Annotated in this window: 20 protein-coding genes and 1 pseudogene; 5 read left to right on the top strand and 16 right to left on the bottom strand. The window is 55.9% G+C overall.

The features are described from left to right. Positions 1–105 precede the first annotated feature (105 nt). Complete coding sequence (locus JK231_RS13320) at positions 106–315, top strand: iron chelate uptake ABC transporter family permease subunit (protein ID WP_255253250.1); 210 nt, start codon at positions 106–108, stop codon at positions 313–315. Between the two features lie 7 nt (positions 316–322). Here the strand turns inward: JK231_RS13320 and JK231_RS13315 are convergent. Then, positions 323–1,342, bottom strand: a pseudogene (locus JK231_RS13315) (helix-turn-helix domain-containing protein). A 102-nt stretch (positions 1,343–1,444) separates the two neighbouring features. Here JK231_RS13315 and JK231_RS13310 point away from each other — a divergent pair. Beyond that, positions 1,445–2,929 (top strand): MFS transporter, encoded by a 1,485-nt coding sequence (locus tag JK231_RS13310; RefSeq protein WP_211728791.1) that lies wholly within the window; start codon positions 1,445–1,447, stop codon positions 2,927–2,929. A 3-nt stretch (positions 2,930–2,932) separates the two neighbouring features. On the opposite strand, the gene ddpX is transcribed toward JK231_RS13310, so the two are convergent. Genes ddpX through JK231_RS13270 form a run of 8 tightly spaced genes read right to left on the bottom strand, consistent with a single transcriptional unit; the run spans position 2,933 to position 12,172 of the window. After that, entirely contained in the window at positions 2,933–3,493 is a 561-nt protein-coding gene (gene ddpX, locus JK231_RS13305; protein ID WP_211728790.1) for a D-alanyl-D-alanine dipeptidase, read from the bottom strand. Positions 3,494–3,508: 15 nt separating this feature from the next. Next, complete coding sequence (locus tag JK231_RS13300) at positions 3,509–4,621, bottom strand: Xaa-Pro peptidase family protein (RefSeq protein ID WP_211728789.1); 1,113 nt, start codon at positions 4,619–4,621, stop codon at positions 3,509–3,511. Continuing rightward, positions 4,621–5,847 carry a M20/M25/M40 family metallo-hydrolase gene (locus JK231_RS13295; RefSeq protein ID WP_211728788.1) on the bottom strand — a complete coding sequence of 409 codons (1,227 nt, stop codon included), beginning with the start codon at positions 5,845–5,847 and terminating at the stop codon, positions 4,621–4,623. The genes JK231_RS13300 and JK231_RS13295 overlap by 1 nt, the downstream gene beginning before the upstream one ends. A gap of 10 nt (positions 5,848–5,857) precedes the next feature. After that, on the bottom strand, positions 5,858–7,495 hold the full coding sequence (locus JK231_RS13290) for an ABC transporter ATP-binding protein (RefSeq protein WP_211728787.1): 1,638 nt from the start codon (positions 7,493–7,495) through the stop codon (positions 5,858–5,860). Further along, positions 7,495–8,322 (bottom strand): ABC transporter permease, encoded by an 828-nt coding sequence (locus JK231_RS13285; RefSeq protein ID WP_058960763.1) that lies wholly within the window; start codon positions 8,320–8,322, stop codon positions 7,495–7,497. The genes JK231_RS13290 and JK231_RS13285 overlap by 1 nt, the downstream gene beginning before the upstream one ends. Then, positions 8,315–9,262 carry an ABC transporter permease gene (locus tag JK231_RS13280; protein ID WP_211728786.1) on the bottom strand — a complete coding sequence of 316 codons (948 nt, stop codon included), beginning with the start codon at positions 9,260–9,262 and terminating at the stop codon, positions 8,315–8,317. The genes JK231_RS13285 and JK231_RS13280 overlap by 8 nt, the downstream gene beginning before the upstream one ends. Before the next feature lie 9 nt (positions 9,263–9,271). Beyond that, positions 9,272–10,870 carry an ABC transporter substrate-binding protein gene (locus JK231_RS13275; RefSeq protein ID WP_211728785.1) on the bottom strand — a complete coding sequence of 533 codons (1,599 nt, stop codon included), beginning with the start codon at positions 10,868–10,870 and terminating at the stop codon, positions 9,272–9,274. Between the two features lie 21 nt (positions 10,871–10,891). Beyond that, positions 10,892–12,172 carry a M20/M25/M40 family metallo-hydrolase gene (locus tag JK231_RS13270; RefSeq protein ID WP_211728784.1) on the bottom strand — a complete coding sequence of 427 codons (1,281 nt, stop codon included), beginning with the start codon at positions 12,170–12,172 and terminating at the stop codon, positions 10,892–10,894. 79 nt (positions 12,173–12,251) lie between these two features. On the opposite strand from JK231_RS13270, the gene JK231_RS13265 reads away from it, so the two are divergent. Next, the gene (locus tag JK231_RS13265) at positions 12,252–13,022 is read left to right on the top strand and encodes a GntR family transcriptional regulator (protein ID WP_211728783.1); all 771 of its coding nucleotides are present in this window, start codon (positions 12,252–12,254) and stop codon (positions 13,020–13,022) included. Positions 13,023–13,084: 62 nt separating this feature from the next. On the opposite strand, the gene proX is transcribed toward JK231_RS13265, so the two are convergent. The 3 genes from proX to JK231_RS13250 all read right to left on the bottom strand — a co-directional run bounded on the left by proX (position 13,085) and on the right by JK231_RS13250 (position 16,973). Then, positions 13,085–14,083 (bottom strand): glycine betaine/L-proline ABC transporter substrate-binding protein ProX, encoded by a 999-nt coding sequence (gene proX / locus JK231_RS13260; RefSeq protein WP_097117693.1) that lies wholly within the window; start codon positions 14,081–14,083, stop codon positions 13,085–13,087. 363 nt (positions 14,084–14,446) lie between these two features. Continuing rightward, positions 14,447–15,847, bottom strand: coding sequence for a YfcC family protein (locus tag JK231_RS13255; RefSeq protein WP_211728782.1), 1,401 nt, complete (start codon positions 15,845–15,847; stop codon positions 14,447–14,449). Then, positions 15,834–16,973, bottom strand: a complete 1,140-nt coding sequence (locus JK231_RS13250) for a M20 family metallopeptidase (protein ID WP_211728781.1) — start codon at positions 16,971–16,973, stop codon at positions 15,834–15,836. Before JK231_RS13250 ends, JK231_RS13255 begins: the two co-directional genes overlap by 14 nt. Before the next feature lie 110 nt (positions 16,974–17,083). On the opposite strand from JK231_RS13250, the gene JK231_RS13245 reads away from it, so the two are divergent. Then, positions 17,084–18,004: a LysR family transcriptional regulator gene (locus JK231_RS13245; protein WP_211728780.1), complete on the top strand. Its 921-nt coding sequence runs from the start codon at positions 17,084–17,086 to the stop codon at positions 18,002–18,004. Between the two features lie 75 nt (positions 18,005–18,079). Here the strand turns inward: JK231_RS13245 and JK231_RS13240 are convergent, their stop codons facing one another. Continuing rightward, positions 18,080–19,285: an MFS transporter gene (locus JK231_RS13240; RefSeq protein WP_211728779.1), complete on the bottom strand. Its 1,206-nt coding sequence runs from the start codon at positions 19,283–19,285 to the stop codon at positions 18,080–18,082. A gap of 190 nt (positions 19,286–19,475) precedes the next feature. On the opposite strand from JK231_RS13240, the gene JK231_RS13235 reads away from it, so the two are divergent. Next, entirely contained in the window at positions 19,476–20,099 is a 624-nt protein-coding gene (locus JK231_RS13235) for a TetR/AcrR family transcriptional regulator (protein WP_211728778.1), read from the top strand. A 42-nt stretch (positions 20,100–20,141) separates the two neighbouring features. On the opposite strand, the gene JK231_RS13230 is transcribed toward JK231_RS13235, so the two are convergent. The 3 genes from JK231_RS13230 to JK231_RS13220 all read right to left on the bottom strand — a co-directional run bounded on the left by JK231_RS13230 (position 20,142) and on the right by JK231_RS13220 (position 21,965). After that, entirely contained in the window at positions 20,142–20,363 is a 222-nt protein-coding gene (locus tag JK231_RS13230) for a hypothetical protein (protein WP_058960781.1), read from the bottom strand. A gap of 226 nt (positions 20,364–20,589) precedes the next feature. Further along, positions 20,590–21,192 carry a response regulator transcription factor gene (locus tag JK231_RS13225; RefSeq protein ID WP_211728777.1) on the bottom strand — a complete coding sequence of 201 codons (603 nt, stop codon included), beginning with the start codon at positions 21,190–21,192 and terminating at the stop codon, positions 20,590–20,592. Positions 21,193–21,389: 197 nt separating this feature from the next. Further along, on the bottom strand, positions 21,390–21,965 hold the full coding sequence (locus JK231_RS13220; RefSeq protein WP_211728776.1) for an autotransporter outer membrane beta-barrel domain-containing protein: 576 nt from the start codon (positions 21,963–21,965) through the stop codon (positions 21,390–21,392). Positions 21,966–21,993 lie beyond the last annotated feature (28 nt).

The following is a 21,993-nucleotide window of genomic DNA, read 5'->3' as shown; positions in this document are numbered from 1 at the left end:
GGAACTGTTCCGATATTTAAGCGGTAAACTGCGAGCTAAGCATCTCGCGAAAGAACTGACTCAGAAAACATTTAGCCGCGAGCATGGGAATTTCAACCAATATGTTTGCTGGCACCGCAATGCGCCAAAGCAATGGGCGCCAATCTACTAAGTCATCAACTGTGCGCCGCCGCGTTGATGGGAGGATTATTGATGGTGCTTGCCGACTGGTTGGGGCGCAACATCGCCTGGCCATGGCCGATTTCCGCCGGGCTGTTGACCGCATTTATCGGTGCCCCCTGGTTTTTATGGCAGCTGCGCAGAACGTCAGGCTGAAGAACACTCAGCCCATGACTACACGCTCATTGAACGCCTTACGCCATTTAGTCGGCGTGGTGTTAAAGCGTTGTCTGAAGTGATGGCGCAACGCTTCGGGAGAACCAAACCCCGCCAGCTCGGCAACCTGATCAATACTGAGCACGTTGTTTTCCAGCATCGCGCAGGCCTTTTCCAGCCGAATGCCGAGCAACCACTCGCCCGGCGAGGTACCAGTGGCATCATGAAAGCGACGAATAAAGGTCCGACGGCTCATGCCTGCTTGCCGCGCCAACTGCTCGATCACCATCGGCGCGTTCAGATTATTGCGCAAATCGTCCAGCAGGGGCGCGAGGCTATAGTTGCGACGTTGTGGAACAGGTTGTTGGATCAACTGCGCCTGGCTGCCTTCTCGTAGCGGCGGCGTCACCATTCTGCGTGCGGTGCGATTGGCAACATCAATGCCTTAATCGCGTCGAATCAGATGCAAACATAAATCGACACCTGCTGCACCGCCCGCCGAGGTGATGATGCTGCCTTCATCCACGTAAATCATGCCGTGTTCCACCTGCACCTGAGGAAATCTTTCGGCCAGGATCTCGGTGCTGTTCCAGTGGGCGGTGGCACGTTTCCCGTTTGATAGCCCCGCTTCACCCAGTACAAAGCTTCCGGCACAAATGGAGACAATCCGTGTGCCATTTTGATGGGCTTTTTGTAACGCTGTGATTAACGCATCAGAGGCTGGTGCAGATACGCTGCGCCAGCCGGGGATGACGATGGTTCCGGCGTCTTCCAGTAACTCAAGCCCGCCATCCACCACCAAACGAACGCCGCCCTGCGCACCAAACACTCTGTCTTCCACCGACGCCACGCTCAGCTCATACAGCGGATGGCCGAAGACGTCATCTGCTCGGCCAAAGGCTTCAACGGCAGTGCCAAATTCAAATGTACAGAGGCATTCATACGCCAAAAGCACCAGCCGCCGATTTTTCGGCGCTGCAGGAGGGGAACGCAGAGAAGAAGTGATTTGCATGTCAGCCTTATCCATGATGTTGGCACGATCTTGACGATATCTGGCATCGGCATGGATTTCCACCGTTGCGTCAATCTTCCATGCTTGCACGCTCTTAACGTTACGCAGGAATTCAGGATGAAGAACATGTTGGCGCTGATGGCGGTGTGCTTAGCCGCGTTGATGTCGGGGCTGGAAATCTCCAGCGTGCCGGTGATTTTGCCGGTACTGGAACAGGAGATGCAGGCAAATTTTCGCGATCTGCAGTGGATCATGAATGCCTATACGCTGGCCTGCACCGCCGTTTTAATGGCGACCGGCACGCTGGCGGATAACTATGGCCGCAAGCGCATCTTTCTTATCACCATTGTCGGTTTTGGATTGACCTCAGTGATGTGCGGGCTGGTCGGGAGTGCATTCTGGCTCATCATCGGGCGCTTCCTGCAAGGGCTAAGCGGCGGTGCGATGTTAACCTGCCTGATCGCCATACTCTCGCACCAGTTCCCGCAGGGAAAACCCCGCAGCCAGGCCTTTGCCGCATGGGGGATAACCTTTGGCTTTGGTCTGGGTTTCGGTCCTATCATCGGCGGGATGCTGGTGGCGGTTTTAAGCTGGCAATGGGTGTTTTTGGTGCACGGTTTTATCGCGCTGCTGACATTCGTGCTCGCACTGAAAAATGTGGATGAATCCCACCCTGGCCAGGGCAACAAACTCGATCGGGTTGGGTTGATCACCCTCACCCTATGCGTGGTTGGCGTGACCTATCTCATTACTCAGGGTGCCAGCATCGGTTGGCGAAGTCTTGAAGCCCGGCTAATTATGCTGTTGATCCTGATCAGCGCGGTGGTGTTTATCCGCACGGAGAAGCGCCATCCTCAACCGATGTTTGATTTCTCGGTGTTTCGCATTCGCTCCTTCTCGGGGGCTTTGATGGGTTCGATTGGCATGAACTTCAGTTTCTGGCCGCTGATGATCTACCTGCCGGTTTATTACCAGAGCGGGCTTGGGTTCAGCAGTATGGATACCGGTTTTGCCCTGCTTGCCTATACCTTGCCCACCTTACTGATGCCGCCGATAGGAGAAAAACTGGTGCTGCGATTTGGCGCTGCCCGTGTCATTCCCCTCGGATTATTTTCGATCGGTGCTGGGTTCGTGCTGATGAAACTGGCCATCACGTACCAACTGAGTTTGCTGCCGGGTGCCCTGCTGGCGGGAACCGCGCCTGGACTCACCAATACGCCGGTCACCAACACCACCACCGGTTCCGTTGCCGCTAATCGGGTTGGCATGGCTTCCGGGATTGATATCAGTGCACGTTTAATCACGCTGGCGATCAACATCGCCTTGATGGGCAGCCTGCTGGTGGCAGTGATCGCCGCCAGTCTGCGGCAACGGCTTCCTGCCTCCAGCGATGTGGTTGCGCTCGCAGAACGCATAGCGGCTGGCGCTGAAGTTTCGCTTAGCCGCGCTATCGCCTCGCAAGTGCTGGCTGACGGTTTTTCCGCCGTGCTGACCTATGGCGCGCTGGGTGTAAGCGGTCTGGCACTGGCGAGTTATCTGCTGTTCAGGCCCAAAAGTCTCAGAGTGGCTGAGCGGACGACCCATCCCTGCCGACGAGAGTGAGGGTTATCGCGCCACGCAGCCAAAGCGATCTTCCAGCAACGGATAGCGCTGCGCATCCGGTAACTCAAAATGCCACCACTCGGTTGGCATACCGACAAAACCGCCTGCCAGCATAATGGCATTGAGCATCAAACGATGGCGCTGTGCCTGTGGCGGTACATCGGGATGGAACGGATGCGACAGATCTTCCATCGCATCAAAGGCCGTCCCCATATCCAGCACCTTGCCCGCGCCATCCATTAACGTCAGATCAATCGCCACGCCACGGCTGTGATTCGAACCCGTGGCGGGCGGCACCACGTAGTCGGCATCCGGGCAGGCATCCCACAGATGCCACTGCGCCTGCTGCGGGCGATATGCATCAAAGACTAATAAGGTGAAGCCAGCCAGTCGGGCGACCTCAACACTTTTTTGCAACGCGCGCGCGGCTGCTGGATGCAGCAGAGCTCGCGCTTCGCGATAAATGGCGTAACCGGTGATGTTATCGGTTGTGGCGTACTTCAGGTCAAAAGCCAACGTTGGAAAGCTAGCGGCTAAATCAGTGAGTAAAATGTCCTGCGTCATCCTTCATCCTGTTGATCAATGTTCCGGCAATGATAATAGCTGGCGCGGCAGCGTTGTCAGCCGCTCTGCACCCTGCGGCGTCACGCGAACGGTTTCGCTGAACGCCAGACTTTGCGCGGAAGTATACATATGGAACACCATATCCTCCTCCAGTAACCAATCCGCTTTGGCATGGAAGCTACAGGAAAAATCACTCGGGCGCGGCGTACGCGTATACAGCCCCAGCGCATAGCCGGTGATGTTGGGATAATCCGCACGAAGTCCATTGCGCAATAACCCCTCGCGCACAATCGCATCCACTTCCCGTGCACTGACGCCGGGCTTCATGGCCTTGAACTGTTCATCCTGTATTGCGATAAGTTGCAGCGCCAGCTCAGCGTGCTGGGTGGAGATCTCCCCCACAATAAACGGACGCATCAGACGCGCGCTGTAGTGTTTCACTTTAGGAATCAGCTCTACGTGCAGCACATCGCCACGCTGTAAACGCTGTTCATGGCCGCTGGCATGAAGAAAACCGTTGTCGCCGCTGGCGATGACGATAGGCCCGGTTTCCCCGGTATCCGCACCCAGACGCAAAAATTCGCCTGCCGCCAGCGCAGCGACATCGCGCACGTGCCAGCGGCCCTGCACGGCTTTGCCCATCGCGTCCAGCGTGGTATCGGCAATGGCGGAGGCCTGACGCAACGCCTCCAGCTCTGCCGGGAATTTCACGCTGCGCAGCCGATCGCTCACACCGGTTAAATCGCACCACTGCACGTCCGGCAAATGGCGCGACAGCTGCTGCCAGCTGTGCACCGTCATGCCATAAGAGGTGTAATCCGCGCCCAACCGTGCCCGTTGAAAACCGCGTCGGAGCAGACTGTGCGCCACCGCAAACCACGGGTCCTGATCGTCACGATAGCTTTCTACTGTCAGCGCAGGAGATTGCGCCCGGCACGGCGCTTCATCTAACTGGCGCAGCACCATCCAGGGATCGCCGTTAAGCGGCACCAGGCAAGCGCGATACAAGGTTTCTGACACGGTATAACCGGTCAGCCAGGCCAGCAGTTCACCATGATCGATGATCATTACGTCCACATTGGCCCGCTGCATCGTGGCACGCAGGCGACTCAGCGCCGCAGCGTTCATTATGCGCCCTCGACCGGCTGGCAGATCTCCAGAATCGCGAGCAGATAAATGCGCACCATATCAAGGAATTCGGTTATCTCGACGCGCTCATCCGGCATGGTGTTGTATTTACCGCCCGGACCACACACGATGCCTTCCATGCCTGCATGCTGATACAGGTGTGCAGCATCCGTACCAAAGAAGGCTGGCGGCGTGATAACGCCAGTAGGTTGTTCAGTGCCACGCACGGTTTTCCAGCCGCGATTCACCGCTTTGACAATCGGTGACTCTGGCGACACTTCGAAAGGCAGCATGGTGGGCTTATCGCGGATACCGTCATCAAACAGCTCGGCTTTCAGGCCGGGGAAGCGCTGGCACAGGGTATCCAGCAGCGCTTGCAGATCCGCTAACACGCGCTCGACAGTTTGGCCCGGCGCGAAGCGAGCCGATCCTTTCAGACGCACAAAGTCGGCCACCTGTGGCGGACGCCACTCCTCCAGATTGCGTCCCAGCGCACCGTGCACGGTGCCAATGTGCCCACGGTTAATTTTCAGATGTTCATCGCTTTTTGCGCCGCTGAACACCATGCCGTTAATCTGCGGAATCAGCTCCACGGCGGCGTTAATCGCATCGATGGCTTCTTCGCGTTTCGACAGATGACGGGTATCTCCGGTGAGTTCAATGGTGAACATCAGCGAACCGGCGTGCATGGTCAGCGCCTGGAGATCAGTGGGTTCCGCATTGATAAAGTAATCGGCGCGCACGCCCTGTTCAATTGCCGCCAGCGTGCCGATACCGCCCTGCAATTCACCCACCACGTAGGTCAGAATCACATCACCTTTCAGTTTCACACCGGCGTCAATCAGCGTTTTCAGCGCACAGAAGTAGGCCGCATCGCCCGCTTTCATATTGGAGACGCCAATACCGTAAATAAACTGATCGTCAATTTTTCCTGCCCAGGGATCCACCGTCCAGCCTTCGGTTACCGGATTGGTGTCCAGATGGCCGTTGAACAGCAGGCTCTTGCCGCCGCCGCTGCCCGCCAGGCGGCCGATGGCATTGAGACGGTCGCCCGGGACTTTTTGCAGTTCGGTTTCCAGGCCCAACTGTGCCATTTGTTCTGCCATATAGCGGGCTAACTCACGCTCGCCGTCGGTGGCACTGTAGCTTTTGTGCTGCACCATTTTTGCCAGGAAAGAGAGACAAAACTCGCGATCGATATGATGAATTAACTGTTCAGGATTCATGCGTTTCTCGTTAAGCAACGGATTGGTTTAAGTCGGGAACGTGCACCGCGTCAAGCAGTGCGCGGGTATAAGAATGCTGCGCCAGCGCGCTCATATTCTCGCCGGGCAGCACTTCCACCACATCGCCGCGATACATTACCGCCACGCGATGGGCGATTTGACGTATCAGGTTGAGATCGTGGGTAATAAACAGATAGGCCGTGCCGTAGCGGCGACGCAGTTCCAGCAAAAGCTCAATGATGGTGGCCTGCACGGACACATCCAGCGCAGCGGTGATTTCATCGCAAATCACTAAATCTGGTGGATTGGCAAAAGCACGTGCGATAGCAACACGCTGTTTCTGACCACCGGACAGCGCGTGCGGATAGCGCGTGGCAAACTCTGCGGGCAACCGCACTTCCTCTAACAGGCGAGCCACGGCTTGCGCTTCCGTTTCTCCCGGCGGCAAACCGTATAAGCGCAGCGGACGCGCAATGATTTCACCGATGGTCATGCGCGGATTCAGCGAGGCGTCCGGATGCTGAAAGATCATCTGCACGCGGCGGCGATACTCTTTATCCATCTGCGCGCGGCCTTGCAGCGCATAGCCGCAGAAGTCGAGCTCACCGCTAAACGGCACCAGTCCGGTGATCGCTTTGCCCAGCGAGGATTTCCCCGAACCTGACTCGCCCACCACGCCAAGGATCTCGCCCTGATGCACGGTGAGCGAAACCGCGTTGGCGGCACGCGTGGTATTGGCTTCACGTTTAAGCAAGCGGTCGACAAAACCTTGCTGGCCGTAATCGATGGTGAGCGCGTCCAGCGTCAGCAGCGGCTGCGATCCGGCGGCATCCTGTACCAGACGCTGCTGCGGATTTGGCACTGCTGAGATCAATTTTCGGGTATAGCTGTTCTGCGGTGCGCTAAACAAACTCTGCGTGTCGGCCTGCTCTACAATTCGCCCTTTTTCCAGCACGCAAACGCGATCGGCGACTTTCGCCACCAGCGCCAGATCGTGGGAAATATACAGTGAGGCCACCCCCGTCTCTTCGCGCAGACGTTCATAGAGATCGAGGATCTGCGCCGAGCTGATCACATCCAGCGCGGTGGTCGGTTCATCGAAGATCATGCAGTCCGGCTGACAGGCGAACGCCGTGGCGATTAAGATGCGCTGCTTCTCACCTCCGGAAACCTGATGCGGATAACGGCGCATCATGCGTGCCGGATGTTTGAGCTCGACGTCATGTAACAGCGACTCGCCCAATTCCTGCGCTTCACGTGCCGTTAAGCCGCGATGGCGCCGCAGCACTTCTGTCACCTGCTCGCCCAGCGTGAGGGTGGGATTGAGCGAAGCGCTCGGATCCTGAAAAATCATCCCCAGCTTCGCGCCGCGCAAGGCCATCAGTTTTGGGGCGGGCAAACTCAGCAGGCTCTCTCCGTTGAGGCGGATGTCGCCCCACTTCTCGCGCGCATTGCCCGCCAGCCAACGCATGATCGCCCAGCCGAGCGTGGTTTTGCCGGACCCGGATTCCCCCACTAACCCCAGTACTTCGCCGGGCATCACGTTTAACGTAATGTCGCGCAACACCGGCAGTGACTCACCGCTTTGTAACGCGTAATCAAGGCTGTAATTTTCCACCGACAGCACCGGTTCAGGCTTCACACTCATCAGTGGCTCCTTGGGTTGAGCACGTCTCGCAGCCCGTCACCCAGTAAGTTAAAACCAATCGCCACCAGCGCGATCGCCAGGCCCGGAATCATCATCATCCACGGCGCGGTGAAGAAATAGGTGCGGGCTTCGGAGACCATCAGCCCCCACTCTGGCTCGGGAGGCTGTGCGCCTAAACCGAGGAAACTCAGGGTGGCGAACAGCATGATGGCGAAGGCCACGCGGATGGTGGCTTCCACGATGATCGGTGCGAGGATGTTCGGCAGCATTTCACGCAGGATGATGTAGTGCCCGGCTTCACCACGGGCAATCGCCGCGTTGATGTAATCCTGCTGCCGCGCCGCCAGCGCCACGCTGCGTGAAATACGCACCATGCCCGGCACAAACGCAATGGTGATCGCCAGCACCGCATTCATGCTGCTCTGACCCAAAGTGCTGACAATCAGCAAAGCAAACAGCAGGCTGGGGATCGCCATCACGGCATCCATAGTGCGCATCATAAATTCATCGATCTTGCCGCCCAGATAGGCGCTGGCGGTGCCCAGTACTGAACCAATCACCATGGCCAATGCGGTTGCCAGCAGTGACAGCACGATGGTAGAGCGTGCGCCCACCATTACCCGGCTGAAGATGTCTCGCCCCATTTGATCGGTGCCAAACCAGTGCTCGGCACTCGGCGGTTTGTAACGTGTCAAAATCGAGATGGATTCAGGATCGAAGGGCGCAACATGCGCGCCACCGACCACCATCAGCAGCGACAGCAGGATAATCAGTACCCCGACCGCGCCCTGCGGTGAGCGCAGTAAACGTTTTAAAATATCAGGCATAGGAAATTCGCTTATCCAGAACCACATAGGCCAAATCGGCGAGGAAATTCACCACCGAATAGGTCGCGGCGAGAATCATCACACCGGCCTGAATGGTGGGCAGATCGCGTGCCTGCACGGCAACAATCAGCTCACGACCAATACCGGGAATGGCGAAGATCTCCTCGACCACCACAATGCCGCCCAGCAGATAACCGACATCCAACGCCACAATGGTGATGGTCGGCAACAAGCCATTGCGCAGCGCGTGACGCCAGAGAATGCGGCGGCGCGACAGGCCTTTCAGCCAGGCGGCGCGGATGTAGTCGGTATGCAGCACATCGACCATCTCCGAACGCACCATGCGCGAGACGTGCGCCACCAGGATCAGCGCCACGGTGATTGACGGCAGGATCAGGTGCTGGACGCCGCTGATGAAGTTTTCACTCAACGGCACATAACCGGTGGCGGGCAGAATCTGCCAGACATCAGCAAACAGCAGCAGCACCAGCGTGGCGGTGACAAACTCCGGGAAAGAGATACCGATGTAGGAGATGACGCTGACCAGCACATCGGCGGTTTCACCGCGACGTACCGCCGCCCAGATACCGAGCGGAATAGCGATCACCAGCATCAGCAACAGTGCACACACCGCCAGCAACAGCGATCGCGACAGCGCGGTCAACAACGTCGGCCCCACTTCAAGCCCATTGCGCATCGACACACCAAAATTGCCCTGCAACGCCTGGCTCAGCCAATGCCAATACTGCAACCATGCTGGCGCATCCAATCCCAGTCGTTCGCGCACCGCGGCGAGTGCCTCTGGCGTGGCGTTTTGCCCCAGCAAGGTGACAGCGGCGTCCGCTGGCAACAGCTGCGTGATGCCAAAGACCAGCAATGACACCACCAGCAAGGTGTAAATCATTAGCAGCAGGCGTTTAAGCAGATAACTGGCTGTCACGGTTGCTCCTTACACTGCACGCTTAGGCGCTTTGTCAGTTAACCAGGTATGGTCGAGACGGAACACGGCACCACGCGGATGCAGATGATATCCGCCAACGTAATCACGGCTGGCAGCCAGCAAATCGAAGAAGGTCGGAATCAGCGAAGGCACTTCGTCATGCATCAGCTGTTGTGCTTTACCGTACAGCGTGGTGCGCTGCGCATCATCATTGGTTTCACGGGCGGCATTGACCGCACTATCGAAATCGGCGTTGTTCCAGCGTGTTTCGTTCCATGACGCGGTCGAGGTGTAGAGCAGCGAGAACACTGCATCCGGCGTCGGTTGCATGTTGTAGAAACCGACGTAGAAATTGCCTTTTTTCCATACCTGATCGAGGTAAGTGCTGTGTGCCATGGTCTGCACGTCAATGCGGAAACCGCCCTGCTTAGCCATCTCACGCAGCGCGATACCCAACTGGGTGCGAGTCGCCGGTTTATCCGAGGCAATCAACGTTAAATCGAGGCCGTTGGGATAACCCGCGTCCGCCAATAAGGCTTTGGCTTTGCTGTAATCCACCGCTTTTTTCGCCAGGTTAGTGAAGTAAGGGTAAGAGGCGTTGATTGGCGTATCGTTGCCTGGCGAACCGAGGCCATCGGCAACAAAGTCCACCGATGCCGGGCGATCAACGCACAGTGCCAGCGCCTGACGCACGCGCACATCGTTAAACGGCTTTTGATCGCAGCCCATGTTCACATTGAGGAACTGACCGGATGCCACCCGCAGTGGCAGCACACCTGACGATTTGGAGAGACGCGCAAATTCGCTCGACTGCGCACTCAGCATCAAATCGGTATCACCAGAGATCAGCGCCGAGCTTTCTGCGATGCCATCGGGATAGACCACCACTTCCACGCCATCCAGATAAGGACGCGCCGGGTCGTAATAATGCGGGTTGCGCTTTACCACGATTTTGCGTTCGGGGTCGTAGGAAACCAGCTGGAACGGACCGGCGCCCAGCGAGGCTTTGGTGAGTTTGTCGTACTGACCCTGCGCAATGCTGGCGGGAATGATTTTGGCATCGGGATAGGCCAGCATCACCGGCAGGTCAGCGTAAGGGGCATCGGTTTCGATCAACACGGTGTTGGCATCTTTGGCGCTCACCGCTTTGATCGGACCGATGTTGTGCAGTGCCGGAGAAGCATTTTTCGGATCCAGCAACGCCTGCAAACTGGCCACCACATCTGCTGAGGTTAAGGCCGTGCCGTCACTGAACTTGAGGTTCGGACGCAGGGTGAAAGTCCACTGCTTGAGATCGGCACTCGCCTGCCAGGATTGGGCCAGGTCTGCTTCGGCTTTCATCTCCTGCGTCAGGCGCGTCAGGCCGCTGTAGAGCAACTCCGCAACCAGATATTCCGGGTTGACGCGCACCTGATGCGGATTCAGCACGCTGACCGCCTGATCGACACTAATACGCAGTACGCCGCCTTTACGTGGCGTGCCGCCCGGCGTCGCGCTGGTTACCGCTGCGGCATGGGCCGAGAACGACCAGGGTAACATGGCTGCACCGGTCAGAGCGGTAGAGCTGGTGATAAACTGTCTGCGGTTTAACCCTTTCATCGCGCACATCTTCTCTTCCTCGTTAGTTTGTTAAATACCCTGGGTTGGCTGAAACTCATCGGCGAGATACGCCAGAATGGACTGCGAAAGTGCGATAACATCTGCCATCGTTGTGAACTCATCGGCGGCATGAATGCGGTTGTCGGGGCGGGCTAAACCACCCAGTAAAATTTCCTGCATACCGGCCTGCTGAACCCAACCCATATCCGAACTGGTTGAGGATCCCCAGGGTTTAAACTCCTCCGCTTTAAAACCAAACCCCTGACTCAGTGCGGCCTGCCAGCGTGGCCAGTGCGGGCCATCAGGATTGGCCACCGGGGCCAGATGACCAATCATTTGCACGCTGACATCAAGCGCTGGGCTGCCTTGCATCGCTTGTTGGATGCAGTGGATCAACTCCTGCCAGACGTTGTCAAACGCCTCTTCCGGGGCATAACGTCGATTGATCAGCAGTTCGAAACGTTCGGGGATGGTTGAGCCTTTGCTGCCACCCTGTGCGGCAGCCAGCGTCAACAGTGAGGTCAGCGGTTTGCCCTGATAATGCGGCGGCGCAGGCATTGCCGAGGTGCGCTGTTCCACTTCGCCTTTCAGTTGATAAAGCGCGTTCATCAGCGGCAGCGCGGCTTCAATCGCATTGATGCCGTGCAGCGGATCGCCAGAATGCGCGGAACGCCCGGTAACAATGATTTTGAGATCGATACTGCCAAAGCAGCCCGCCCAGATGCGTGGCACTGCGCCACCATTGAAGCTCAACAGATGCCCAGCGAAGCGCTGCTGTTCCGCGAGGTAACGAATACCGGGATACAACCCGCCCTCTTCATCGGTACAAAGCAGAAAGACCGGATTGAAACGCAGCGGCAGATTGCAGGCCTGCGCTGCACGGATCGCCGCCATCGCCGCCACGATCGTCCCTTTCATGTCCGCCGCGCCGCGCCCAAACAACTTACCTTCGGCCACCGTCAGTGCCAGCGAAGGAAATCGCCAGCCATCACCCGCAGGCACCGTATCGGTGTGAAAGTAGAGATTGCAGTTTTCGGCTGCGCCACAGTTAAGCGTTGCCAGCAAATTCACTCGCTCGCCGGATGCGCTGCCATCGGGCGCTTGCCAGAGATCTTCCGGCACTGAAACACGCTCAAAGCTAAAGTGCATTGGCGCTAACAGCTGTGTCATCAGATCGGCAAATTGCCCATAGCCATTGCCCGGTGGAAAACAGGTATCCACGGCCAGCATGCGCTGCATATCGTCAGTTATCTGTGCGGTGTCATCCGCAATGGTCTCTAACGCACTGTTAAGTCGAGAATTCTGCAACATAGGATTATCGTCTGTTGTATTTCTATATAGTTTATAGATAATGCAATTCAAGGACGCAGGTCAATCGGTAATCGGAAACATGCAAAAAAACTATGACGCAGACGACAGGCCGCAATTCTCTCGTTTAAGCGAAGGGGAAGGCGCGCCATTGTATGAAGTGGTGAAACGCCATATCAGCGAATCGATCCTGCAGGGTGAGCTACCTGCGGGCACAATCCTGCCGAGTGAAAACAGCCTGGCGTCAAAATTTGGCGTGTCGGTGGGAACGGTGCGCAAAGCGCTGGCCGCGTTGACCACCGAAGGGATGTTGATGCGCCGTCGCAAAACCGGCACGGTGGTGACCGGCTGGGCACCGCTGCACAACCTGAGCCACTTTTTCCAGTATTTTCGCCTGCACGATAAAAGCGGCGGACTGCTACATTCAGACACGACACTGCTGGATTATCAGTTGAGTCAAGCTAACGAGCGGGAAGCAGAAAAACTGCAGATCGCTGCCGGAGATGACGTGATACGCCTGAAGCGCACGCGTCGGGTGAAAGGCATTGCCGCCATGCATGAAACGCTGATATTGCCTGCTGCGCGTCTGCCTGATTTCCCTCCGGCAGAACACTTGCCGCCGCTGCTCTATCGCTTTCTGTTCGAACATTACGATGTGCGAGTGGCAGCGGTACGTGAGCAGATCACGGCACAGTTGGCGAACGAAGAAGATGCGACGTTGCTGGAGCTGGCATTGCCGCACGCGGTGATGGTGATAGATGAAGTGTCTTTTGACCAGAGTGCGATCCCCGTGATCCTGGCGCATCATCGTTTCAGCACCGAGCACTTCATGTATGTGAATGAAGTACGGTAAAACGGTTTCCCGCCCTGCGATTCTGCAGGGCGGGAAGCGGATCCCTGGGGACGCTAACGCCGTTATTGCGCTGCGGCGGCGGCCTGCTTCACCCAGCCATCAAACGTGGCCTGGTGCGCATGAATCCAGCCATTCACGTGGCGCTGAATATCTTCGCTGGACGATTCTCCCTGATGCATCCGCTGGTTCTGCGCATTAACATCATTAAGCGGCAGTTTGACGATCTCGAACAGTTTCGCCGCGGCAGGATTCTTTTCTGCCCAGGCTTTATTTGCCACCACATGTTCATTGTTTGGTTTGAAGCCATAATTCTTGCCATTTGGCAGCGCAGTATCTTCATTCTTCTGCGAGCCTGGCGTGACAGAATGCGGCACCGTCAACCAGACCACATCTTTGCCCGGTTTTAATTCATCGCTCACCCAATAAGGTGTCCAGGTAAAATAGAGCACCGGATTACCCGCTTTATAGCGGGTCAACGTATCGGCAATAATCGCAGAATAATTACCCTGATTCTGCTGCACCGTATTACTCAGACCATAAGCATCAATCTGTGCATTAATCACCTGACCACAGACCCAGCCCGGATTACATCCCGCCAGATCGGCTTTGCCATCTCCATTAGCATCAAAGAGTTTAGCCAGTTTCGGATCTTTCAGCTGAGAGAGATCGGTAATGTGATATTTGTCAGCGGTCTTTTTATCGATAAGATAACCCTGCGCGGCACCACTGATATAGGTGCCTTTGCGATAGAATTTTGTATCCCCGCCTGCGGCGTTGTACATATCCTTTTGCAGCGGTTCCCAGTTAACCGCCATGTAAGTCGCATCGCCCGCAGCAATCGCCGTGTAAGCCACGTTGTAGTCCACTTCTTCAGTGGGTTTGACCTCGTAGCCCAGTTTTTCCAGCGCTCTGTTAATCAGCTCCGTCTGGAATGACTCTTCCGGCAAGGTACTTTGCACCGGGGAGACCGTCACACCTTTGCCCGGCAAGTCGGCAGCAAACAGTGTCGGTGAACTGATTAACGCAGTGAGGGAAATCGCGAGTAGATTCTTCCTGGTCATAATTTAAAACCTTATTATTTTGGTCGATGCCAGCAAATGGCGTGAGAATATCCCTCTGCAGTGAAGAGAGATGAAATGCAGCTGTCAGTAAAAGTTTAAAAGCAGAATATTACTGTTGCAGATAGTGACGTGCGTAACGAAGGCGGGTGTTGTAGGTGGAGAAAAAAGATAAGTCAGAATTCATCATTATGATATCTGGTGACAGACCCTGGTTCCTGTTATCAGGTCCGCGACATTCACTCCGGTAAATTAATCGTGCAGTTACCATAACACATTATTTTCGAGCTGCAACCGCTAATGAAATATTAGCAGCGATGAAAAAGGGATGCCAAACAGGCCATCCCTTTTGTCAGAGGAAAATATTTAGAACGGACCCCAGTTGATCGCCACGCCAATCAGCAGCGTCACCACGCAAATCGCAAACCAGATGGCGACGACCGGTGCCACGAATTTAAGCCATTTGCCGAACGAGATATTGGCCGTGGCCAGCGCGGCCATCAGCACACCCGAGGTCGGACTGATGGAGTTCACTATCCCTTCGCCCAGCAGCACGGTTTGCACCGTGACCTGACGTGTCAGGCCGAGGTTATCGCCCAGCGGGGAGAAAATCGGGATCAACAACGCTGACTCGCCCGAACCGGATGAAATGCCGAAATGCATCAGTGCGGCGCTGATAAACATGCCCACAGCGGCAATCGCAGGCGGAACCGGTGCCAGCAAGTCTGACAGGAAGCCAACAATCGGATCGAGGATATTGCCCTGCTGCAGCACCACCGAAATCGCACCTGCCATCCCGACAATAAAACCGCCTTTGACCAGCTGAGAGCAGCCGGACAGGAAGGTGTTAGCAATAGCAGAACCGGAAAGGCGACCAATCAAACCGACCATGATCGACAGGATGATAAACATCGCCGACATCTCATTGGTGGCCCAATGCAGCTGCACCGTGCCGACCATAAACAGAATCAGCGTCACCGCACAGGTCAGCAGAATCAATTTATGACGGCCGGTAATCGCCAGCGGCTCAGCGCTTTCCACCGCCGTGGCCACGCGCACCTGACCATTTTTGCGCATGCGCTTCACGGTAATAATCAGGTAAATCGCCACCGTTAACACAAACAGCAGGTTGGTAATGCCGCGCAGCAGCATGCCTGAGAACAGCGGCAGCTGCGCCAGATGCTGTGTCAGACCGGTGGTGGCCGGGCCGAGGAACGCCACGTTGAACCCTGCCGCGCAGGTTAGATAGATCAGAGCCATACCTATAACGGGCGGCAAGCCTAACGAACGCGCCACCAGCAGGCCAATCGGCACAAAAGCCACCACCGAGTTTTGCACCACGCCAGTACTGCCGAGCACAGCGAAAATCACTGCAAAAATCAGGATCAAACGGGTATCGCTGATTTTGGTGCTGCGTGACAGCGAGTTCAGCGCAGTGGCAATCGCCCCTGTGGCTTCAATCACCGCCAGCAATCCACCGGTAAACAGAATCAGGAAAATGATCGGTGCCGCTTTAATCACGCCCTGCACAATCGCCATGAAAATATCGCCGGGATAAACGCCCGTACGCGCCACTTCATGCAAACTGCCTTTAATGGCAAAGGTCACGCCATTGCGGGTTTCGTGATCAAACTTACCCGCCGGAATAATCCAGGTGGCGACCGCTGCCAGCACCAGGATGATAAACAGCAGCAGATAAGGGCTCTGCTCACTCTTTTTGCCTGTGGGCTGCATCGCACTATTTTTTTCAACATTAACCTGCGACATGGTCTTCCCCCAGCATTAGACCCGCTACCAGCGCGGTGCGTGAGGCAATATCGGCAATGATGATGTGCTCATGACGCGCATGAATGCCTGCACCGGTCGCGCCCAATCCATCTAAGGTTGGGATACCCAACGCTGCAGTGAAGTTACCATCGCTGCCGCCGCCCACCGATTGACCTTCCACGCTGAAACCGATCTGTTGTGCCACGGCTTGCGCACGCTGCATGATTGCCAGGGACTCTGCGCTCTGGCGCATAGGTGGACGTGATTGTGCGCCGGTAATCTTCAGCTTAATGCCCGGTAAGTGTGGCTGAATCTGGGTGATTTCGGCGTGAATGCGCTGGGCTTCCTCTTCGCTGGTGACGCGCGTGTCGATGCCCAGCACCGCTTTTTCCGCCACCACGTTGATGCGATTACCGCCCTGCGCAATACCCACGTTAACGGTGGTGCCGCGGTCCGGTGCATTCAATCCATGCAGGAACAGCACCTGATGTGCCATCTCCTGCACCGCGCTGATACCTTCTTCAGGGTTGTTACCCGCATGCGCGGCCTGGCCGGTGATCACGATTTGATACTGACCCGTGCCTTTGCGCGCAACCTTCAGCGCACCGGTGCCAGCCACGGCGGGTTCCACCACCAGCACTTGCGATGATCCTAACGCATGACGGGAAAGCCACTCGCTGGAGCTTGGGCTGCCCACTTCTTCGTCGCTGCCACAGAGGAAAACGATGCGTTTCCCTGCCAGCAAGTCGTGTTCTTTTAACGCGCGCGCCGCCCAAATCGACTGCACCAGGCCCGCTTTCATGTCCAGAATGCCGGGGCCATAAAACTTGCCGTCTTCCTCGCCCATCGGCAATTCGCCTTCATCCCAGACGGTGTCAAAATGGCCGAGCACCACGGTTTGATCGTCGCCTGAGCCCAGCGTGAACTTGAGGTGGTTCCCGTAGTGTTCCTGTACATCGATTTCAGCATCAATACCCAGACGCTCGGCGAACAGGGCTTGCAGCACGTTGCCACAGCGATCCACCGCTGCCTTGTTCACGGAGGGTGACTCTGCTGCCACCAGGGTTTTGATATCTGAGAGAATGTCGTCTGAATGCTGTTGCAAATAACTTATTATATTTTTCATTACTTCTGTCCTCACCAAGTGAATCTCGAGTATGAGGATAAAATTGCGCTTAAAAAATGGGTATAAAACGTTATTATTGTTGACCTGAGATCAACAGATAATGAAAACCTATGGCAATGCTGCTCTATCCTGACAAGTCCATAAGATACTTGTATGAAGTCGGTGTCCATGGCGGTATTCGTCGTGCGGCGGAAGCTCTGGATGTCGATCCCGCGGCCATCAGTCGTCAGCTTTCGCAGCTGGCGCGTGATATGCAACTGCCACTGCTGGAGCGGCGCGGACGCAATGTGGTGCTCACCGAAGCGGGGAAATTGCTGGCTGAGGATTACGCGCAAACGCATCAACGCAGAAGCCACCTGGAAAGACGTCTGCGCGATTTGCGCCATAAACGCGGCGGCTCGATCCGTATGCGTGTCGGCCAGGGGATGGTCGATGAGGTGGTGAAGTATGTCTTGCGGCCTTTTTCACAAAGCTATCCTGAAGTGTTCATCGATATTTTATCGGGCGATATGCAAACCACGGTGAGCCTGATTACCCGTGGTGAAGTGGATATGGCGGTGGGTTTTGGCCCCCTGGGCCCGCCCGGCGTGAAGTGTCACAGTTATCTGCGCGGCCCCATCTGCGCCATTGTGCATCGTGATCACCCCATCGGATTGTATCAGCAGGTAGATGTCAGCGATCTCGCCGCTTATCCGCTGATTGGCATGGATAAAGACTTTGGTATTCAGAGCTATATGAACGTCATGTTTAATCAGGAAGGATTGGTGTTCACGCCCGCCTACAGCTGCAACCTGTTTTCCAGTGCGATTGCGCTGAGCCAAGCGGGAATGGGCATTGCGTTTATGACCACCAAAGTCGTTGAAGACGCGTTGACGTCGCGTAATCTGATCGCGGTGCCGATCAATCATCGCATCGCCCGCGAGAGCCAATGCCATCTGTTACGCAGCGCCGACCACCGCTTTACCCCAGCGGCACAGCACCTTTGGCAGCTGCTGTGCCAGTTTTTTGAGGGCAGTTCACATGACGCTTAATGTGGGAGATGCCACTCCACGTGAGCGGCGATTAACATTTCCAACGTGGGGGCAGACCTTATATTGAGCGAACGATTAATGACCCGTGCGAGCGCCCGCTCTAAATCCGTGTTCACTTGCTTGCCAGGCGATAACGAATGCCACGATCAAGAGCACAAGCAAAACGGGTGGGAATGATTGCGCGCCCCAGTGATTCAACAAAATGCCGCCGGTGATGCCGCCCGCCGCAATCGCGCCGTTCCACGCCACCACGTTCATGGAAAGTGCGATATCTGCGCCCTCTCCGGCGGTATCCGCGAGCGCCGTTTGCAATAGCGTTGCTGCCCCGCCGAAGGTCAACCCCCACACGGCAACACCGAGGTACAGCACTGCTGGAATGTGCGAAAAGCCCATAAACCCCAATGAAACCAGGGCAAATACCGCCAGACTCACCAGTACGCTGCTGCGTAATTGGCGATCGATCAGCCGCCCGATCACAGCAATCGCCAGCAGCGCGGAAAGCCCGAACACCAGCAGCACGACATCCACTTGAGAACCCAATCCGGCCAATTGCAGAAACGGGGCGATGTAGGTATAGAGAATGTTGTGAGCCAGCATCCAGGCGATCACCACACTGAGCACGGGTCTCACACCTGGCGTGGTGAGCACCTTCAATAGCGGCATACGTTCATGGCGCGATTGCCCCGGATAATCAGGCACTTTGGTCAGCACCCATACCACCAGCACAAGGGTTAAGGCAGAGATAACCGCGAAGGCGCTGCGCCAACCCAGCAGGCCACCCAGCCAGGTGCCGAGCGGTAAGCCCAGTGACAAGGCGATAGGCGTGCCCACCATGGCGATGGCCATCGCTTTGCCCTGCTGGTGAATCGCCACCATCCTGCGGGCATAGCCCGCCAGCAGACTCCATGACAATCCCGCTGCTACGCCAGCCAAAAAACGTGCCGTTAGCGTGAGCCAGTAGTTTGCGGACAGCGCCGTAATAGAATTGAAAATCAGGAACCCGGCGATAGCCAGCAGCAATACATTTCTGCGCCGCCAACTCTGTGTCGCGATGGTCAATGGGATCGCGGCGATCAGCGAGCCCAGCGCATAAGCCGTGACCGTCTGCCCCGCCAGCGCATTAGAGATGCTCAGTCCCGCTGCCATTTGCGGCAACAGCCCGGCGGGTAAGGTTTCGGTGATGATGCAAATAAAGCCTGTCATCGCCAGCGCCAGCAGAGCAGATATCGGCAGACGTTCTGTTGCTGCATCTTGCTCAGTGAGTGCGAGTTCTTTTTCCATAATTCCTTCTGAAATCACTTATGTATCGATTGGTATATATTTGGCCGTGCAATATCGCCTTGTTGAAGTTAAAGATAGCGATCTGGATTAATATAGCGATCGATACACTAATCAGGCATGTTCGCTTTGTCAACGAGTTATGTATCGTTTAGTATAGTAATCCACTGCACGCATTAAACATGAGGACGCGATGGCAACGATGGGACGCCCGAGAACATTTGATCGAGACCAGGCGATCGAACAGGCGATGTATCTGTTTTGGCAGCAGGGCTACGAATCGACTTCACTGAATCAGCTCAAGGCCAGCATCAATAACGGCATCTCCGCACCCAGTTTTTATGCCGCATTCGGTTCGAAAGAGGCATTATTCCGTGAGTGCGTGCAGCGCTATCTCGCGACCTTTGGTCAGGTAACGGAATTCCTGTGGGATACCAATCTGACGGGACGTGAAGCCGTGGAAACCTCGCTGCGACGCTCAGCGCAGATGCAGTGCGAGCCAGGCCATCCAACCGGATGTATGGTTGGCCTCGGTGCCATGAGCGCCACCTCCGCCGAACATGCCGCCGTGACCGAACCGCTGGCACGCTCGCGCGATCGCACCCGAGCCGGAATCGCCGCCGCGATAGAGCGTGCCGTTGCCGCAGGCGAGTTGCGGCCGGACGTTGATGTCAGCGCGCTGGCGGCATCTCTAAGCACTTTTATGTTTGGTTTATCGATTCAGGCACGCGACGGCGCCAGCATTGAGGAACTCAACAAGGCGATTTCGCAGATGATGTGGATGTGGGATGCGAATAAGCGAATCGCCTCCGGTTAAACTTGCAAGCATCACGTTAAACCGGAAGCGTTTATCTGCCAATTACTTTTGTTGCTGCTGTTTGGCCTCAGCTTCCTTTTGCTTCTTACTGGCCATGTGGTGACCCACGACACAGCCCCCTACCGCGCCCATCACGGCATGGTGCGCAACATGCCCCGCTGCGGCACCAATCATCGCGCCTTTCAGGCATCCTTGTGCTTCAGCCTGAGCGCTGACGGCTAAAAACAGGCCTAAAGTGATAACCAGCTTTGACAGATTTTTCATACAACTGTGGTTCCGAAAAGGGATGAAGCTGAGTACGTTACCGATAAATTTGTTTGAATTCGTGCACTATTCGCTGAGGCGCACCACTGATTGAGGGCTGTTGATGAATGGTTGTTGATTGGGTGCTGCAATGGGGTTTCGTCAATCACCCATTCATCAACCACACACGGCACATCGTCATGCTGTTCGATGCCTGGAAGGGCTCTGATTAAGACTGTGAGTACTGCTACAGCAGATGATAGCGCCGCGCGAAGTCAATGAGTTTCACTAATGAGGTGATGTTCAGCTTTATTTTGAGGCGATGTTTATAGGTGCTGACGGTTTTTTCACTGAGCGACAGTTGCGCACCAATCTGTTTATTGCCCATGCCTTTTGCCAGCAAAATCAACACCGTCATTTCGCGCGCGGAGAGCATGCGTAAGCGTTGCTCATCACTGGCCCCATGGCGACGATCGGCTGCAGTCGGAAAATCCAGCGCTGGGGCGAAACTGTAACCACGCATCACCATGCGCACCGCCTCTTTGAATTCGCTGAGTTGATCCGAGGCGATGACATAGCCATCGGCACCCGCGTCCAGACAACGCTGCGCGAAATGCCCACTGTGCGGTGCCGCTATCACCAAAATTTTCATGGCACCACTCAGTGCGCGAAATGCGGACAGCAGCGTTAATCCTTCAATGTTGTTGATGAGATTAACCACCAGCAAGTCCGGACACCGTCGTTGAACCTGATCCAGCGCTTCAACCACAGGCAAGCATTCAGCTAAGACGGCGATGCCGCTGTTTTTCAGCGCCATCACGCGTTCGCGGCAGTGGTCTGGGTGGTTCATCGATGATAATGGCGGTTTTCATGGCGTTCTGATGTTCCTTTCAGAGGGTGAATAAACGTCTTTGCATGCTTATCACCTTAGCCCGCGAACACTGTACCGGCTGTAGTAGAGTACTTATCTGTTGAGCAAAATTCCGGCGACAAGATGCCGCCAGATATCTGTGATTACCAGCTCCAGCGCACACCGAAAGCCGCATTTTAAGGGCTGTTCATATGCCGTGCTTTGCTGGTCGCTGCTTCAGTATAAAGCTGTAGATCAGGTTGAAGCTGAGCAGACATCCCCAATGTCATCTCTGCGCGCGTACAGGCCAGATCATTGCTGAAACGCTGATCGAAAAGGGTCATATGGTTGTTGCTTTCCAGCTCCTGAATCGCTGATAACCTTACCCACGGCGTTAACTGCGCCCCCTGGGATAAGGTCAGTGACTTGCCCACGACGCCGTGCAGCGCAACTCGTTGCGAGCGTGCCGAACCGCTACGGCCAGCCAGGCCATTATCAAAGCGGAAACTATCACTCTCCGCCCACAGCGTGCTCAACTGTGCCGACGGCTCAACGAACCCGCCACCGCTGCCATCAATACTGAAGCTGTCTAAACCGGTCATCGTACCTGCAAGCGAGGAACCGCTGTTTAATGCCAGTGCGATACGGCTGGTGGTGTCAGTGCGGACGTTATCGGTGAGTACCGAGTCATGGCTGGCGGTGACTGCGGCTAAGGCATTGCTGTTGCCCTGTAATACATTGCCACTGCTTTGACATACGCACTTGATTCTCACCTTTGTTTTGCGGCGGTTCACCTTTAAA

This window comes from Pantoea sp. JGM49 (assembly GCF_018257655.1).
Taxonomy (GTDB): Bacteria; Pseudomonadota; Gammaproteobacteria; order Enterobacterales; family Enterobacteriaceae; genus Pantoea; species Pantoea communis.
Note: the sequence above shows the minus strand (reverse complement) of the source record. Positions and strands in the feature narration are given on the sequence as shown.